General features: G+C 44.9%; 14 protein-coding genes. 5 read left to right on the plus strand and 9 right to left on the minus strand.

All coding sequences use genetic code 11. The features are described from left to right. Positions 1-42 precede the first annotated feature (42 nt). Complete coding sequence (locus AC0J2X_RS11020; protein WP_014977718.1) at positions 43-276, minus strand: hypothetical protein; 234 nt, start codon at positions 274-276, stop codon at positions 43-45. Positions 277-736: 460 nt separating this feature from the next. Between AC0J2X_RS11020 and AC0J2X_RS11025 the strand changes: the two genes are divergently transcribed. Then, entirely contained in the window at positions 737-1,264 is a 528-nt protein-coding gene (locus tag AC0J2X_RS11025) for a cytochrome b (protein ID WP_014977719.1), read from the plus strand. Between the two features lie 22 nt (positions 1,265-1,286). Continuing rightward, positions 1,287-1,853, plus strand: coding sequence for a YceI family protein (locus tag AC0J2X_RS11030; protein WP_014951192.1), 567 nt, complete (start codon positions 1,287-1,289; stop codon positions 1,851-1,853). A gap of 76 nt (positions 1,854-1,929) precedes the next feature. Here the strand turns inward: AC0J2X_RS11030 and AC0J2X_RS11035 are convergent, their stop codons facing one another. Then, positions 1,930-3,222, minus strand: coding sequence for an NAD(P)/FAD-dependent oxidoreductase (locus AC0J2X_RS11035; RefSeq protein ID WP_014951193.1), 1,293 nt, complete (start codon positions 3,220-3,222; stop codon positions 1,930-1,932). 185 nt (positions 3,223-3,407) lie between these two features. Next, positions 3,408-5,477, minus strand: a complete 2,070-nt coding sequence (locus tag AC0J2X_RS11040; protein WP_014977720.1) for a TonB-dependent receptor — start codon at positions 5,475-5,477, stop codon at positions 3,408-3,410. Positions 5,478-5,794: 317 nt separating this feature from the next. On the opposite strand from AC0J2X_RS11040, the gene AC0J2X_RS11045 reads away from it, so the two are divergent. Further along, complete coding sequence (locus tag AC0J2X_RS11045) at positions 5,795-6,238, plus strand: DUF2721 domain-containing protein (protein ID WP_014951195.1); 444 nt, start codon at positions 5,795-5,797, stop codon at positions 6,236-6,238. 194 nt (positions 6,239-6,432) lie between these two features. On the opposite strand, the gene AC0J2X_RS11050 is transcribed toward AC0J2X_RS11045, so the two are convergent. Next, positions 6,433-7,443 carry a 5'-methylthioadenosine/S-adenosylhomocysteine nucleosidase family protein gene (locus tag AC0J2X_RS11050; protein ID WP_014951196.1) on the minus strand — a complete coding sequence of 337 codons (1,011 nt, stop codon included), beginning with the start codon at positions 7,441-7,443 and terminating at the stop codon, positions 6,433-6,435. Positions 7,444-7,757: 314 nt separating this feature from the next. Here AC0J2X_RS11050 and AC0J2X_RS11055 point away from each other — a divergent pair, with 314 nt between their 5' ends. Beyond that, on the plus strand, positions 7,758-8,642 hold the full coding sequence (locus AC0J2X_RS11055; protein ID WP_014977721.1) for a LysR family transcriptional regulator: 885 nt from the start codon (positions 7,758-7,760) through the stop codon (positions 8,640-8,642). Positions 8,643-8,769: 127 nt separating this feature from the next. Here AC0J2X_RS11055 and AC0J2X_RS11060 read toward each other — a convergent pair whose 3' ends face one another. Then, complete coding sequence (locus tag AC0J2X_RS11060; protein ID WP_014951198.1) at positions 8,770-10,128, minus strand: OmpP1/FadL family transporter; 1,359 nt, start codon at positions 10,126-10,128, stop codon at positions 8,770-8,772. Between the two features lie 387 nt (positions 10,129-10,515). Here AC0J2X_RS11060 and AC0J2X_RS11065 point away from each other — a divergent pair, with 387 nt between their 5' ends. Further along, positions 10,516-11,514 (plus strand): NADP-dependent oxidoreductase, encoded by a 999-nt coding sequence (locus tag AC0J2X_RS11065; RefSeq protein ID WP_014977722.1) that lies wholly within the window; start codon positions 10,516-10,518, stop codon positions 11,512-11,514. 23 nt (positions 11,515-11,537) lie between these two features. Here AC0J2X_RS11065 and AC0J2X_RS11070 read toward each other — a convergent pair whose 3' ends face one another. From AC0J2X_RS11070 to AC0J2X_RS11085, 4 genes are all read right to left on the minus strand, one after another. Beyond that, a complete protein-coding gene (locus AC0J2X_RS11070; protein ID WP_014951200.1) occupies positions 11,538-12,614 on the minus strand; it encodes a GGDEF domain-containing protein in 1,077 nt (358 codons plus the stop codon). 104 nt (positions 12,615-12,718) lie between these two features. Continuing rightward, the gene (locus AC0J2X_RS11075) at positions 12,719-14,644 is read right to left on the minus strand and encodes an ATP-binding protein (RefSeq protein WP_014951201.1); all 1,926 of its coding nucleotides are present in this window, start codon (positions 14,642-14,644) and stop codon (positions 12,719-12,721) included. Between the two features lie 19 nt (positions 14,645-14,663). Next, a complete protein-coding gene (locus AC0J2X_RS11080; protein WP_014951202.1) occupies positions 14,664-15,686 on the minus strand; it encodes an ABC transporter substrate-binding protein in 1,023 nt (340 codons plus the stop codon). Between the two features lie 124 nt (positions 15,687-15,810). Continuing rightward, entirely contained in the window at positions 15,811-16,797 is a 987-nt protein-coding gene (locus AC0J2X_RS11085; protein ID WP_014951203.1) for an LLM class flavin-dependent oxidoreductase, read from the minus strand. Positions 16,798-16,914: the final 117 nt, after the last annotated feature.

Raw genomic sequence — 16,914 nt, forward strand, 5'->3', positions numbered from 1 at the left:
CCTTTCTCCTAATCAAAAATAAAAAATTCAGTTTTTTAATGATTAAGTGAAAGAAGGTGGCCCTCGAATGATGTTATCGCGCTGCCTAGTAAAGGCTTTTGCATCAATCGTTTTTCCAGCCGAAAACCGGTATTTTTCCAAGCCGCTGGTGATGTCGACAAACGAAATGCCATCATCAATGTCGTCGTCAGATACTTCAAAAGCGGAGCTTTCCCATTCGCTAATGAGGGTTGAGAGCGTATTTGCACTGTTCGACTGCCCCGCAATATTTTGCACACTTCTTCCCTCTCCCAATACGGAGACGGATACTAGTGATGAAAATAACGCTGGCAGAATAACGGCCAACAAAACGTACGAAACGCGCAAAGCGTACAACCTCTACTGAACTAAACAACATTGAAGCAAAGCAGCCACTTTTGTTACTGCCTATTTAAACTATAAGAGTATTTAGCGCGTTTAATAGAGGTGTTTAGCGCATTTTATCGACCATTAAACGACGCGTCTTCGAAAACTAATCGTGTCGCGACTCAGGTTTGGTGGGTTGTTTGCTGTGAATTCGTTCTAAAAACAAGAACGAACACTCCCATTAAATGTGATGTTTAGCCAACGTAATTAGAAATACACTAGATTCAATTGATCCATGAGGTGTTTTTTCAGCGGTCATTTAGCGTTTGAGATAACGCATTAACTGAAGGTCTAAACAACCTGATTGCAAGTAAGTAATAACGGAAGTGATATGAAACCAAGATGGTCCAGACCTATAGTTATTTTGCATTGGATATCTGCCATTGCCATTGTCGGCATGTTTGCTTCAGGGCTGTGGATGGTCGACCTCACATATTACAGCGACTGGTATAAGACGGCACCGCATTGGCACAAGAGTGTTGGATTAATTTTGCTTGCCATCACTGTTATTCGCTTAGTCACGCGCGTTGTTACTTCACGGCCGCCGTCACATGGCACCCCGTTAGAAAAAAGGTTAAGTCGCATAGGTCATGTGCTTTTGTACACCTTGATTATCATGCTATTCGCGAGCGGCTACTTAATTTCAACGGCCGATGGAAGAAGCATCGACGTATTTAATTGGTTTTCTGTACCTGCAATGGGCGAGTTCTTTGAAAATCAAGAAGACATTGCAGGAGAGGCCCATTTTTATATTGCGTGGTCAGTGATTGTATTGGCGATCATTCACGCGCTGGCTGCGCTGAAACACCACTTTATTAGTAACGATGACACACTGAAGCAGATGTTACGGCTTCGATGATATTGAGGAAAAAGGAGAAATGATGAAGAAGTTAACACTTGCCTTGGCCGCTGCGCTGTCTTTAAGCACCGCTAACGCCGCAGATTATGTGATTGATAGCAAAGGCGCCCACGCGTCTATCAACTTTAAAATTCAACACTTGGGCTACTCGTGGCTTACTGGTCGCTTCAACGATTTTAAAGGTACTTTTAGTTACGACGACGCAGCACCTAGTGCAGCAAAAATTATGGTGACTATCGATACCGACAGTATCGACTCAAACCACGCAGAGCGTGACAAGCACCTTAAGAGCGACGATTTCTTAAACGTTGACGACTTTCCAGAGGCGAAGTTTGTCAGCACAAAAATTGTCGATAAAGGCAATGGCATGATGGATGTAATGGGTGACTTCACGCTTCATGGTGTGACAAAGCCTATTACAATTGAAGCCAAAAAGATTGGCGAAGGCAAAGACCCATGGGGCGGCTATCGTGCAGGCTTTATGGGCACAACGACGATTGCACTTAAAGATTATGGCATCGACTATGATTTAGGCCCAGCATCGCAGACGGTAGAATTAGAGCTTCACGTTGAAGGCGTGAAACAATAGCTATTTACATTTAGTCCCAGCGAACTAAATTTATGATTTAAGAAAGCCCCAAACATGGGGCTTTTTTTACATGTGGTTAGTGAAGCTTCAGCTTAGGGCTGATGGCCTGACTTAACTTCTTCACAAGGAGCTTTAGAGCACCTTTAATTTTTCCGTGTACTGCAAACTGGTGCATATTATACAAAGAAACGTAAACCAACTTAGCTAGACGCCCTTCAATGAACATACTGCTGTTTGACAGTGAGCCCATTAAGCTTCCAACAGTGCTGTATTTACTTAAGTGAACCAAGGATCCATAGTCCTTGTAAGTAAAATCTTTCGTGTCTTTTTGATTAAATAACGACGTTATATTATGCGCAACAATATCCGCCATTTGGTGGGCAGACTGCGCTCGAGGCGGCACCCACTTCCCATTTTCCTGCTGGAAACCGCAGCAATCGCCTAGCACCCAAATATTCTTATGAGATGAACTGCGAAGCTGCTTATCAACAAGAATTTGATTGGCTCTGTTCGTTTCAAAAAGCGCAAGCTTTGTTATGAAGTCCGGTGCTTTCACCCCCGCAGCCCACACCATTAAATCAGCGTCAATCCGACCACCGTCTTTTGTGATCAGCCCTTTCGCGTCGGCTTCTGCCACCATGGTTTGCTCTTTAATGTCTACGCCCAACTTATGCAGCGCTTTTCTTGCAGAGTTTGCTATACGCTCAGGTAGCGCAGGCAATATACGCTCTCCCGCTTCTACGATCGTAATCTTAAGACGAGAAGCTGACATGTCTGGCATTCCGTACGCCTTGGACAAATTCGCCACATGGTGAAGTTGAGCGGCTAGCTCAGTACCTGTTGCTCCTGCCCCGACAATAGCGACATCAATTCTGGCGTCTTTATCTTCTTGCTGATTGATGCGGATTAGCTGATTAAGAAGCGCTCTGTGAAAACGTTCAGCTTGCTTTAACGAGTCAAGAAAGTAGCAATGCTCAGCAACGCCAGGTGTGCCAAAGTCGTTACTCACGCTGCCAACCGCCAGCACTAACTGGTCATAATGAATCTCGCGTTCAGGTAAAACCTGAGTCCCTTCTTCATCGATTAAAGGCGACAAGGTTATGGTTTGCGCTTGCGCGTTAAGCGAGCACATTTCACCTAATTGAAAGCGGTAGTGGTGAGCTGCAGCGTGGATGGCGTAGTCCACACCGTCTGAATGCTTATCAATTACACCGGCGGCCACTTCGTGTAATAGCGGCTTCCAGATATGGGTTCGACTGCGGTCGACGAGGGTAATTTCGGCTTGTTTCTTTCTCCCGAGGGTGCGGCTTAAGCGACTGGCTAATTCAAGACCACCAGCACCGCCACCAACAATTACTATTTTTTGCATGGGTATACCTATTAACAATCATTCCACGTATGTCGCCTGACCTTTCCAAGCGCTATACATGGCGTGACTGAGACCCATGCTGATGCCTACAGACTACGCCTGATGCCGCTGGGGTACAAGCAAATCACGGCAATAGTCTGTATTTTCAAGATTAATAATTATCTATTATGGCTGCTTATTTGAAGCTATAACGTGAACGATGCCGTTATCATGAAGTTTCGAGGCCGCCCAGGAAAGTAGCGAGGTCCTGTGAAGCTAGTAAAATCAGCGCGTTCAGCGTAGTCCGTATCAAATACATTGTTAACCCGCGCATACAATGTGACGTCTTCGTTCACGCTGTAGCGTACGCGCGCATGTACCAAGTCATGCCCCTCGTACTCGTTGAGATTTTCAGCGTCGGTGAAATAGCTCGAAACATGCTGCCACTCTAGCTGCGTTTGTACTTTGCTCGACATCTCAAAGCTTAAACGAGCGTTAAACTGAAGCTTTGGCGCAGTATCAATATCATTACCTTTAATGTCTTGTTCACCTGAGAGCTGACTGTGCTCGTAGGTATGCCTTGCGTATGTACCAGCAAAATCTAAGCGCAGTATATCGCTTAACGGTTGGTCAAAAGTAAGCTCTACGCCTCTATGCCACGTTTCGCCGTTGCTTACGTTGAAAAAGTCGCTGTCGCGGTAAATCACATTATCTTTTTGTAGGCTGTAAAGGCTAAGCGTATAGCTGCCGTCAAATAGTGTTCCTGTAACGCCCATCTCGATATTATCGGCCGTTACCGAGTCAAGATCAGTAACAGTTTTCGCACGCTGCAAACGATACAGCTCTGTTGCCTGAGGCGCGCGATAGCCTCTTGCGATGCCGCCAAATAACTGGGTTTGAGGGTTAAGTTGATAACGAAGTGAAAGCTTCGGACTAAAGTTATCAAAATCATTTTCGCTGTCTGCTGGTCTGGAATATCTGCAGCCGCCAAAACCGCACTGCGTGCCATCCTCGCGAACACGACCAACATTCATATTGTTGGTGTAGTCGTATTGCATAGACTCAAAGCGCCCGCCGACAGAAATAGCCCAACGCTCAGCTTGCCAATTGAAGGTAAAGAAAGGCGCAAGTAGCGTGGCATCTACATCATAATCATAGTGCTTTCCTACAGGTATGGTTTCAACCAAAAAGGCAGACCCTTCTGTGGCGCTGTCTTGTGACTGGGTTAATTCACCTTCTGTGTATTCTACGTCTAATCCTATATCTGCACTTAGGCTGTCATTAATGACGTAATTGAACTGAGACAGCACACCAACGCCTTTTTGGGCATTCGTTTCAAGGGGTTTGCCTGGAAGAAAATGCATTCTAAAACGCATGTCCTGGTTGCGTAAGTAAGGTGTAATCGACAGTGCATGACCACCGCTAAAGCTTGTATCGAACTTGCTCCATAGCCTAAAACTTTCTGCTTTTCGAAACGCTTCGGGGTTTGGGTTGCTTTTGGCTATTTGTGTATTTTTGTAGCTTTCAAACCCTTCGATGTAGCCGGCAGTTTCTTGGTCCAGATGGGTATAGGTAAGGCCGCTCGTGATAACCGTGCTGTCCCACTCTAGCCTGTGGCGAAGCGAGACTTTCTCTTGGTCAACGCCCTCTTCATTTCGATATCCTGTATCTCTGGTAACACTGGCGGCGATACCCACGCCACTGTGACCAAAGTCTTTCCCTTCTTTAAGCTTTACGCGATGAAACCCATAAGACCCGTAATCAACGCTAAGCTCTCCGTCGCCTTGGGTTGTGTCAGGGGTAATCACATTAATCACACCATGTATCGCATTAGAGCCATAAAGCGCTGACGCAGGGCCTTTTATCACGTCAATACGCTGTGCAATTTCACCGTGTGCTTCAAACAGCTCATTAATATTGCAAAAACCTGCTGCGCGCAACGCAATACCGTCTTCTGCTGCTAAAATTCCGCCGCACGCGCCAGCGCCGGTTAACACTGGCGAACGAAGGGCAGGTAAATACTCTTGCCCATTGCCCCGCTGTACGCCGGCACCCGCAATGTAATTCAGCGACTCTTGGATATGTTGAAATGAAAGCAGCGAAAGCGTTTCTTCTGAAATAGACGACACTGCATAACCGGAAGCATTCATATTTCCCTGTATACGAGAAGACGTGGTCTCAATTCTTTCTATTTCATTGGTTTGTTGAGCGATGGCTGCATGCGATAGCAGAGACACAGCTAGCAACGACAGAGGAAAGCTTGGGGCAAAGCGCATTATCTATCCTTATGATGACAAAATGTTTTTTTAGCAACTGATGCTAGTGTATCGTTAATTTAGGCAAGAATGGGTTAAAACTCGCTAAACTGTTGCGGCATTTTGACAATTACGTCATATCTCTGATTTAAGCGTTGGCGTAGACTTTGCAGTTCGCAGACTTTACTGTCACAACACAAGTCTTAGTTTTATACACTATTTCTAATTTACGTGTATCTAACGCATATAGACTGGCAGTACGTTAGTAGATTGCAGCAATGGGTTAACCACTCTTTGCCTGAAGTAAAAACACCAAACTTTGTTCGCTGGAGGAACCATTGGACACACTTATTCCTAGTCTTTCACAGCTTATCGAATTCGCTGTTGCCCCCGTATTTTTACTTACCGGTATTGCGGGCTTCCTCAATGTTATGTCGTCTCGGCTGGGCCGAATATCAGACAGGGTGAGGGTGGCAGAAAGACAGATTCATACCCTTTCAGACCCGCATATTGTCGATCGCTCAAAGAAAGAAATTAAGGTGCTATGGCGCAGGGTAAAAGTGATTAACTGGGCGATTGGGCTGTGTGTCGCCGCTGGACTAATGGTGTGTACCGTCATTATGGCGCTGTTTTCTGGGTCGCTATGGGTTGTCGATTTAAAAACACCAGTCATCGTATTGTTCATACTGGCTATGATGTTTCTAATCAGTGCGCTCATTGTTTTTCTGGTTGAAGTAAAACTTGCGACAAATACCATAAATATGGTCAGAACCATTCGTTAGCCACGTATCGACAACGGCTTACTCGCTGGCGTTCAATTGATCCCATCAGCGACACACCAAAAAGGCGGATAGAGCGCAATGTTTACCTTCTCTATCCGCCTACTTATTTTTAGGCTGTCGCGATTGGCTTAGTTTTGAAACTAACATTCATATGCAAAGAAGCAACGTTGCCTCAATGTTTGCCATACTATCTACTACTCGTCCTCAGCGAGTGTATCTAATACAGAAAACAGAACGTTAGCGCCAATTCGCGACACTTCATCGTCGTACTTGTTCTCTACGTTAACGCCTTCTTGACCGCCAGCCAAATCACTAATAGCTCGAACAATAATCCAGTCAACGTCGTTAACGGTACATACTTGACCTATTGCGGCTGACTCCATCTCAGTTACTTCGGCATTGAACACGTCTCTTGTCCACTTTCGATACTCGCGGTTATCCATAAAGACAGACCCGGTAATACCATTTCCGCCTACAAAGAGCTCGGCATCCCGCTCACCAAGCACGCGCTGCGTTGGCATAGTGCTCATAGCTTGTTTCGCCGCAGTTAAAAGACGCGGTGTCGCGCTGAAATAGGCGGTATCTTGTGGTTTATCCATCCCCTCTTTCACAATAAGCACTTCGTCAGGATGAATGAAGTGAAAGGGCTTATATTTTGGTGTGTGAGGATCTTTAGCGCGGCGTTCATCTTGCTCTTCAATGAACTTTGCATAATATTCAGGCAGTATGTATTCCCCCGGAGCATTCGGATCTTCATTGGTGTACACACTCTCATCATGGTAGTACCAACGCGCCGGAACAATGACGTCACCCGGTTGCCATTTTGGGTTAACCGCTCCCGCAATCCCCATGTAAACCACTTGCTTAACCGGAAAGTAATCCAACGCCATCTGCATAGTCATAGCAGCGTTTGCAATGCTCATTCCAGTAGCGAATATTAATATTGGCTCGTCGTGATAGGTACCTATGCGATACGTAACGCCTTTGATGGTTGTGGTTGTGTGAATGGATGCATTGGGATCTTGCTCAATACGATTAAGGATACCCTGCATTTCGGGTGCGTAGGCTACGGTAACAGCAGTAAACGCAGGCTGTGAGAACGCGGCGGGCCCGTATGAAGCGCCATCGGACGTTTTAGTAGAAGTACAACCGCCCATCCACGAGGTGGAGAGCAGAACAATAATCATCAAAGTAAACTGTTTCATTCGCGATTCTCAGCTGCATAGTTAGTGAATAGTTAAACTAGCACTTTAATCGGGCAAAGAAACGCTGGATTTCAATAATTTACCATTTAAAAACATAAAGAAAACATCTTTAAAACAAGGCGAGCTCCAAAATTACTTTTAGCTACAAATGCGAAGAGAATGCATAACTTTCCAATGTAAGCATTGCGTAAAGACCTGCTTCAAAAGCGTTCATCAACGTTAAAATACGGTAGAATTCGACTATTTCCGTCGTTAATTTGCTACAAATGAACAGTCAAAATACTGCGGCCAATAAAAAGGATTAACTAAGCGCCATGAATACTAAATTACTTCGCTCTCTTCAGGTTTTTGTTGCAGTAACCGATAGCGGTAGCATGAGTGTAGCTGCGAGAGAGCTGCACATGACTGTCTCTGCTATTAGTCAGCAGTTAAGAAAGCTAGAACACGATATCGGCCTTAGCCTTTTTAACCGAAATACCCGAAGTTTGAGCCTAACGGAAGCAGGGCGCATCTATTACGAAACCAGTAAGCAAATGCTACAAACCGCAGAACGTGCCCAGCAAAAAATTGAAAGTCTGCAGGATGATCCCACAGGTAAAATAAACATCATCGCGCCGGAGGGTTTTGGCGGAGGACTGTTAAGCGAGCCACTGAAAAAGCTTTGTGAAGAATTTCCTAAAATAACTATTTCTTTAACCGTAACTGACGAGCCTAAAGACATTATCGCTTCCAGTGCCGATCTTGTTCTTTGCTTCGCCCCAGTCTCAGATACAAATTTCAGCAGTTTGGTACTCGCGACCTGGAAGCGCATTTTATGTGTCTCTGCAGACCATCCACTTGCAAACGAAACTCTGACTTCGCCTGAAGCGCTTAACGCGCATACATACATTGCTCACAGACATATTGAAGAATACGTCATGAAGCACGAAAGCGAAGGCGAGTATGAATTGGATACACAACGCATTGATGTCAACTCAATGCAGACATTGATTAAACTTACTCAAGATAGTGTTGGCTATGCGGTTCTTCCCGAACCAGAAGTGAGACATCTATTAAAGTCTGGTGAAATGAAGCAGCTCTTCACTGACTGGGAGTTACCAGATTATACGGTTTATGCGGTTACACCGAAAAGGGAGCTAATGCCTGCAAAAATCGGCGCAGCAATTACATGTCTTCAAGATTTATTTGCGCAAATTTAGTCGTTAAACAGCGCACAAGAACCCCATCGCACATAAAAAATGCGACGTTATACCAGTGTGCATAGGTCATTACCAAAAAGGCAGCGTAAATACGCTGCCTTTCTTATTTAACTTGGCTTCTTTGAAATTAGAAGCGAGTGTTCATTTGAACACTTAGAATGTGCGCAGTAGCTGACTGTGTGCCTGAGAAGTTAGTGGTAAAGTCAGTACCAGGAAGAACATTGCTTAGAATCGTTCTATCTTTGTCGATATTCGCTTCACGGCCATCTATGAATACGTAAGCCACGTCTATTGATGTATCTTCGCTAACCGTGTAAGTCATACCACCAGAGAACCAATGACGGTCGGTATCTGGGATACTTAGTGAGCGGTTTTCTACCGATACCACACCGTCATCATAAGCATAGCCAGCACGAAGGGTAATTTCATCGTTTAGGATGTAAGTTACACCAAGCGCTGCACGCCATGAGTCGTCGAAATTCTCTTCTTTAATTAGGAAATCGATGCCGTCTTCTAGGTTAGCTTCAAGCTTCTCAAACGTACTCCAGTCAGTGAAAGTAACACTTGCTTGTACAGACCACTGATTGTCAATTTTTTGATCAATCGCTAGCTCTGTAATCGCAGCAAGGTTCAAATCTAGACTACCAGGCTGGTTTAAGTTGATAGGAAACACTGGCGTCTCTGAAGATACCGCGCCTTCTAGTTCTAGTTTCGTTTCTGCACGGTATGAAAGCGCAACATTAGTCATATCCGTTGGTTGCCAGAAAATACCGGCGTTCCAACCATAGCCCCAATCGTCACCTTCCATGCTAAACAGTGAATTGCCAGGAGTAAGCGTAGGTAATGTAATACCTAACGCTTCTGCTGTTGGCGCTAGGCCTGCAACAGTGCCCGCTAGCGTGTTTGATACGCCAGAACCAATTTCAGCTTCAGCGTAAGTGATGTTTAAACCAAAACCTACCATAAGCTGCTTATTCACTTTATAAGATACAGCAGGGTTTAGGGTTACCGTTTTTACTTCAGCTGTGTCAGCAAAATGCAGCGCACCAAAATCATCAGAGTAATCTGAACGAAGACCGTAGGTTGTGAATACACCTACACCAGCAGATAGCTTTTCATTAATTGGGCTTACATAAAAGAATCCTGGAACAAAAGCAGTATCTGCAATGTTGTCTTCTGCTGCTGGCATAGGTTGGCCAACTGGGGCTTCGCCTAACGCATAGCTAACATCACCATCGATATCTACGTTCGGATCGATAAAGCTTACTGATGCACTGAACTCAGCTTCTTTAAATACACCAATCGCTGCAGGGTTAGTTGCTAAAATGGAGGCATTCTCTGGCTTAGCCGCTTGACCAGCCATGGCACGGCCTAGACCGTTTGCACTGTGTTCATTAACTTGGAAACCAGCTGCCAGCGCAGAAGAAGAGGCTAAGGTAGCAAGCGCTAAGCAAACTGAGGCACGTAAAGAAAACTGTTGCTTCATAAGATACTCATTGTAAAAGGGGAAAATTGCATCGGGCATTCTACGGATCTGAGTACTTTTGTTCAATGCAAGTAAACGCCATTTACGCACTTTTATCGCATTTTTTACAATTATAGCTACAACTTCGACGCATTTATAAGCAAATTTGATAAAACAGCGTTAACGAAAGATCTCAATATTGTTAACGCCATTTTAATTAACTATCACTAACACCTATTGGAAATGCAAAAAGGTTTCACTCAAATTTATAAACAGGCTGAATTATAGGTTGTGTTTATGTCTATAACCCCCACCCTATTTTAAACAGCGCAGATGCAACCGTGTTTAGCGACGCGCTTTTACATTCGATAAGACGTCGACCATTTGTGCTTGTAACAGGAGGACACCATGTCAACATACAAAGCAATTACACTCGTTAATCGCCCCCATGACAGAAAAATTGGGCCACATTTATTTGAAAGCAAAGAGCTCGAAATTCCCACGCCTAAAGACGGTCAAATTTTGATAAAGCAAACTCACATGTCTTTAGACCCTGCGATGTTAGGTTGGATGAGTGAAGACAGAGAGAGCTATATTCCACCTGTGGAGCTTGGCGATGTAATGCGCTCAAGCGGTGTGGGCGAAGTGGTTGAGTCTAACAACCCTAATTTTTCGGTTGGCGACAAAGTTATGGGAATGACTGGCTGGAGTGAATATGTGCTCAGCGACGGTTCTGGTTTTAACAAACTTCAGCCTGGCATTACTGAGGAAATGGCCCTTTGTGTTTTTGCACTACCAGGCCTAACGGCCACAACAGGTTTATATAATTTTGGCGAGCCCAAAGAAGGTGAGACACTTATTGTTACGGGTGCAGCAGGTTCTGTAGGCTCAATTGTAGGTCAGCTTGCTAAAGCAGACGGGCTGCGTGTAATTGGCGTAGTAGGAAGCAAAGACAAAGCCGATTGGATTGTTAACGAGCTTGGGTTTGATGGCGCTATAAACTACAAAACTGACAATTTAGAAGAAAAGTTAGCCGAACTAACACCAAATAAAATAGACGTCTTCTTTGAAAATACGGGCGGTCCTATTCAGCAGCACATTTTTAACAGAATGAATGCCCATGGCCGAATTGTGGTATGTGGAATGATTGCCGATTACCAGTCTGAAAAGCCGTCACCGGGCCCGAACTGGATCCCCCTGATTAAAAAGCGAATTAACATTCGCGGTTTTGCTATGCCTGATCACTGGGGTGAAATTCCACAACTACTGCAAAAGCTTTCACCTTATGTTCAACAAGGTAAAATCAAGTACCGTGCACACACTGTGAAAGGCTTAGAGAACGCCGAGAAGGGCCTAAATATGTTGTTTGAAGGCAAGAACACCGGCAAGATGATTGTGAAGCTGTAAGCCAATCGTGAAAAAGCGCAGTGTTATTCTAAGCACTGCGCCTGATTTAATACAAACTGGGCTTTACCTTTTTCTTTTGCTTCGTAAAGTGCTTTATCTGCTTCGTCAATAAGGCAATCAATAGACATGTTCTCGGCCGACTTGGCAAACACCACACCAATGGAACAACTCATTAAAGGATGCTTTGCATCTTGTGCATGTTCTAGTGCTGCTTCTGTCCACTTATTCAAAAGTGCATCACAGTGCTTCTCAACTTGTTCTTTCTGAATGTCGCTCAATACAACAATAAACTCTTCCCCACCGTACCGACCTAATATGTCTGTCTCTCGCTTAAAGACCTGCTTCATAATGCGGGCTTGTATTTTTATGGCTTCATCCCCCTGCTGATGACCAAAACAGTCGTTATATTTTTTAAAGTCGTCTAAGTCGAGCATCATCACGGCCATCGACACTTTATGACGCTTACTCAACGCCAACAGTTTTTCACTCTGCTCTCGTAACGCACGCCGATTCAATAAATCAGATAAGGGGTCAAATTTGCTAAGTTTAAGTAGCCTGTCATTGGTTTCTTTTAACATGCGTACGCTGCGATCTAACCGATAACGGGCATAGACACAAATAAACAAAGACCCAGATACAAATGCCATTGAAATTGGAACTCTGTCACCATAAACCGGCGCAACCCACATTAACCCCAAAAAACCCAGAATGTTGATGACGTTGGCTGCTAGCGCTAATTTAAAGGCAATGCCCAGCGCAAACACACAGAAGAAAGCATATAAAATGGTGCCCTCGTAGGGGAAAATGAAGCTGTGCTCTTCCCAGCAAACCCATATTAACCAGTAGTTGCTGTAAGAAAGCGCAATAAGTAACCCTGCGAAAATGTAGGCTCGATGCTGAATGAACCTGCGCCAGAAGGAGAGTACAACAACGACGAGTATAATAGGGAATTGAAGAAGTAAGCGATCGAATATGTACAGCTCGTACATGCTGCTTGGTAATAGCATCAAGTCAGCAGCCATAAAGGCAAGCACAAGTAGAGCACCAATGATCAGCGCAATTCTCAGCCGAAGTAGCTCGCGGGGTTTATTGATTTGCACACGCCACCTTAAGCAATAAGTTACTGTTAAAGCATCTATATATTAGCCCATGGTGAAATCACCCACGGGCTCTTACAACTTCAAATTACTGAAGCTGCATCACTTTAACTATTATCAGTGACTTCTTGATTAAGCGCCAGTTTTGACAAACTTTCTTGCAGTGCCTCAACGGTGACAGGTTTGGTAACGATGTCGTCCATCCCCGCTTCTTTAAATGACACGTGCCGCTCTTTGAATGCTTCGGCGGTAAGCCCTATAACCGGGATTTTGCTAAGCTCTCCATCAAGCTTTCGAATGCGTTTTGTCGCTTCAATGCCGTCCATCACTGGCATGTGCACATCCATGAAAACAACATCAATACCGCCCTCTTCTACTCGTGCAGCGGCTTTCAATCCATTATCAACGTGCTCAACATCACATTTCAGCTGTTCTAAGAGTGCCTGTGCTACCACAGCATTAATGGCATTATCTTCAGCCAACAGAACTTTAATACCTTCTGGTAAGCTAGCGCGCTCTGCTTGTCGCGCGGAATCCGAATCGGCCGACGACTCCACCACGCGACGACTCTGCACCTTGGCGGTAACGGTGAAACATGAACCTTCACCTACTTTGCTCACCACCTTAATATCACCACCTAATATTTGTGCAAGCTGCTTTGCAATAGCAAGACCTAGCCCAGTGCCACCGTATTTACGCGTAATTGATGAATCGGACTGCGTAAACTTATCAAAAATATGCTCGAGTCTGTCTGGCTCAATACCAATACCGGTATCTTTAACCGCAATTACCAAATGGTTCTCGCTCACGGTATCCTGTGAAGGCTGTTTGAGTTTGGCGGAAATAGTCACCGTGCCCTTATGAGTAAACTTAATTGCGTTACTCACCAAGTTAATGATTATCTGGCGTAACTTCGTAATATCACTGGTTACTGCCACCGATTCCATGTTCTTACTTTTGTAAACCAAACGCGTACTATTGGCGCTAGCATTGGTACCCAGTAGCGTAATAAGGTCATTCAGCATTGCGTCAAGATCGAACTCTGTAACGTCAACTTCTGACATACCTGATTCAATTTTTGAGAGATCCAGAACATCGTTGATAACGGTCGCTAGAATAGACGCCGATGATTTCAAATCGCTGGCATACTGATGCTGTTTATCCGACAGTTGCGTATCAAGAAGTAGCGTTGCTAATCCCTGAATACCGTTCAGTGGGGTGCGAATTTCGTGGCTCATTACTGCAAGAAAATCCGTTTTTGCGCGGTTTGCTTGCTGAGCTTGAGCAACGTATTGCTCTATTTCACCAGACATTGCCTCAACGTCTCGCGCTAAACTACCTAACTCGTCGTTTTGCTGTAAGTCTATACTGACCTTCTTATGGTCAACCGCAATGCGACTTGCTGCTGATTTTATTTTTTCGATAGGAGAAACAACAAACACCTGTGTGACTCTTCCCATAAGCAAACTGACAATAACGACAGCAAATAGCGTCACTAATGACGTTAGCCACGCAATAGTAGATAGGAAAGATTGCAGTGCGTCAGCAGGCTGTAATACGGTAACTTTCCAATTCCATGGCGCAAATTCCGCACACGCAAATAACACGTCAGCATCGTTAATATTCGACTCACCAAAGGCGACCTTACGACTGGCAATGGTTGCGATTGTCGCATCTTCGACATTAGGAACCACAGTGTGCTCCATCGTACTAAACACCACAGTATCGGCACTCTTGTCACTGATCGCAAAGTGGCGGTCGGTGGCTTGCTGCAACGACTTTAACTCTTCAAACACTTCCTTTTGATAGGCCTCGCGAAACACAGGCACATTCTCTAGGCCCGACTCAATAAGCAGTTCACGTCTTTCGTCAATGATCTCTAAAACGTTTAATGTAAGCGTCTGAGTGAGGAGCTGATATTCTCTTTCGCGTACTGAATCGTACGCCGTCAAATAAGCCCAATACCCAGTAAGTGCCATACCAATTAATAAAATTGGAATGTAGATAACCAGCAGTTTCGATTTAATCCGCATACTTACTTCTAATTAGGCCTTATTGATACACATGTTTTTTCGACAGCTTCAAGTAGTTTGAAGGAATGGGCAACTGCAGTTTGATTGCTGTAGACACATTTACCGCTACAGTGTACGTATCCATTTTATCAACGGGAATGTCCCTCGCCGATTTTTTCTCAAGAATTAGCTTGGCTTTTCTTGCAGCTGATTTGCCAATACTCGCTGGCTCAGATACTACGCCAAGAAGCGCTCCTTCTTTCACAGAGGAAATGCTTTCTGCGAATAAAGGAAGCAGTCCCGTAGCTTCCTTTACCTTTGTTACTAAGCCATTCGATTCCGCGAGCGGCCCAGATGAAAGCCAGTAACCATCCAGCTCGTTTGTTTTTTGCTGCAAGCTGTTGATGATGCTGTCAGTCATTTCAACCAGTCCATCATCGCCTTCTATATACGGTGTACTAACAGCAACAAGATTTATGTTCTCGTAGTCACCATTCAGTGCCAGAAGTTGATTAACCAAGTTACTTGACGATGGGTATGTAGAATGGACTAGACCGATGGTAAAAAGCGATGAGGGCTTAGACGCTCTGAGCACGCCCTCTAACATATCTAGCTTTACCTTTGCGTCTAGCACGTGTGACTCGCCCGTCATGTTGCGTTCACTAACCGCACCAATAGCAGAAACTATTCCTTCTTCAACCGGTGCTGAGACCGCCATAAACAGCTTAGGTACATCAACAAACTCTTCAGACGCATTCAGCGCTCTGGTGGCAAGGGTCGCCACCGATACAATAAGGTCAGGCGCTGGGTTTTGTGCAAGCTCGGTAAGTATCTCCTTAGCACGAACTTCAGAGCCTTCGGCGTTATACGATGTTACGTTAATCTCGTGATCGGGCATAATCCGCGCAAGTTCCTTTTCGAACTCGGCCCGCGAATCAGCGACAATGGGAACAGGCAGTGTTTCAAGAACAATTAGGTCCAGGGTTTCTTTCGCAAAAGCAGCACTAGCGCCCCACATCAAAGATGATAAAGCTAAAAGAAGGGAAAACCAGACCTTTGTCATGACTGTGAACCTAACACAACTAACTGAAAATACGCACATATAGACGTATCATAAAGTTATTCGAAGGTCATTCATAGTGGAAGTTATAACCAAATATTCAATACTGGGAATAGCTTTCTTAAAACTAAGATGCGATTTCCGCAAATGCGTTAACACTAAACAGGCGCGCTTCTATATCGTAAATCGGCATCGACACGATAATTTCATCAACATCCGTCGCTTCAACAAACTGAGCTAGCTTGTTTTGCACCGTTTCTTTCGACCCTACCAACGCATACCTCAATACATTCGATAACATTGCTTCGTCAGTCGCCGTACAATATTCGTCAAAGTTAGGCATAGGCTTAGCGAAAGGCCTATTAAGACCACGTCGCATGTTCATAAATTGCTGCTTCACTGACGTGAATAGGAGTTCAGCCTCTTCATCGGTTTCAGCAATCACCACCATTACACCAGCCATCGCTTTTGGCGCTGATAACTGAGGCGACGGTTTGAACATATTGCGGTACACATGAAGCGCATCGAATAGCGCATCGGGCGCAAAATGCGAGGCGAACGAATATGGCAGCCCCATCTTTGCCGCCACTTGGGCACTGTATAAGCTAGAGCCAAGCAACCACAGGGGGACGTGTGTATTCGCCCCAGGTACTGCAACAATTGGCTGCCCGTCTTGCGGTGTACCCAAGTAGTGCTGAAGTTCTTGAATATCTTCTGGGTAACTGTCCACATCGCTTTGCAAATTACGACGAAGCGCGCGTGCGGTTGCCATATCAGTGCCTGGTGCACGGCCAAGTCCAAGCTCTATGCGATTGGGAAATAATTCAGCCAAGGTGCCAAACTGTTCAGCAATGACCAAAGGTGCATGGTTAGGCAGCATAATACCGCCCGCACCAACTTTAATGGTAGCGGTGGCGTTAGCAATGTGCGTTAACACTACTGAGGTGGCAGAACTGGCAACACCATGCATGCCGTGATGCTCGGCTAACCACACACGTTCATAGCCACAGCGCTCAGCTTCCACAGCCATTAACTTTGAATTGTTTAACGCGTCTTTTACGCCAAACCCTTCAGATATTGGCGCTAAATCTAGCAGTGAGTATGGAATAGCCATGTTGCCTCGCAATTTTGAAACTTGGTATGACTTATAGGTATGACCTTACTCCTCGTTTTACAACTGCCTTACCTGACAAAGTAAGACGGATGGAGAAGGTTTATCGATAAAGTGAGA

It is taken from the genome of Alteromonas sp. R7, assembly GCF_055755235.1.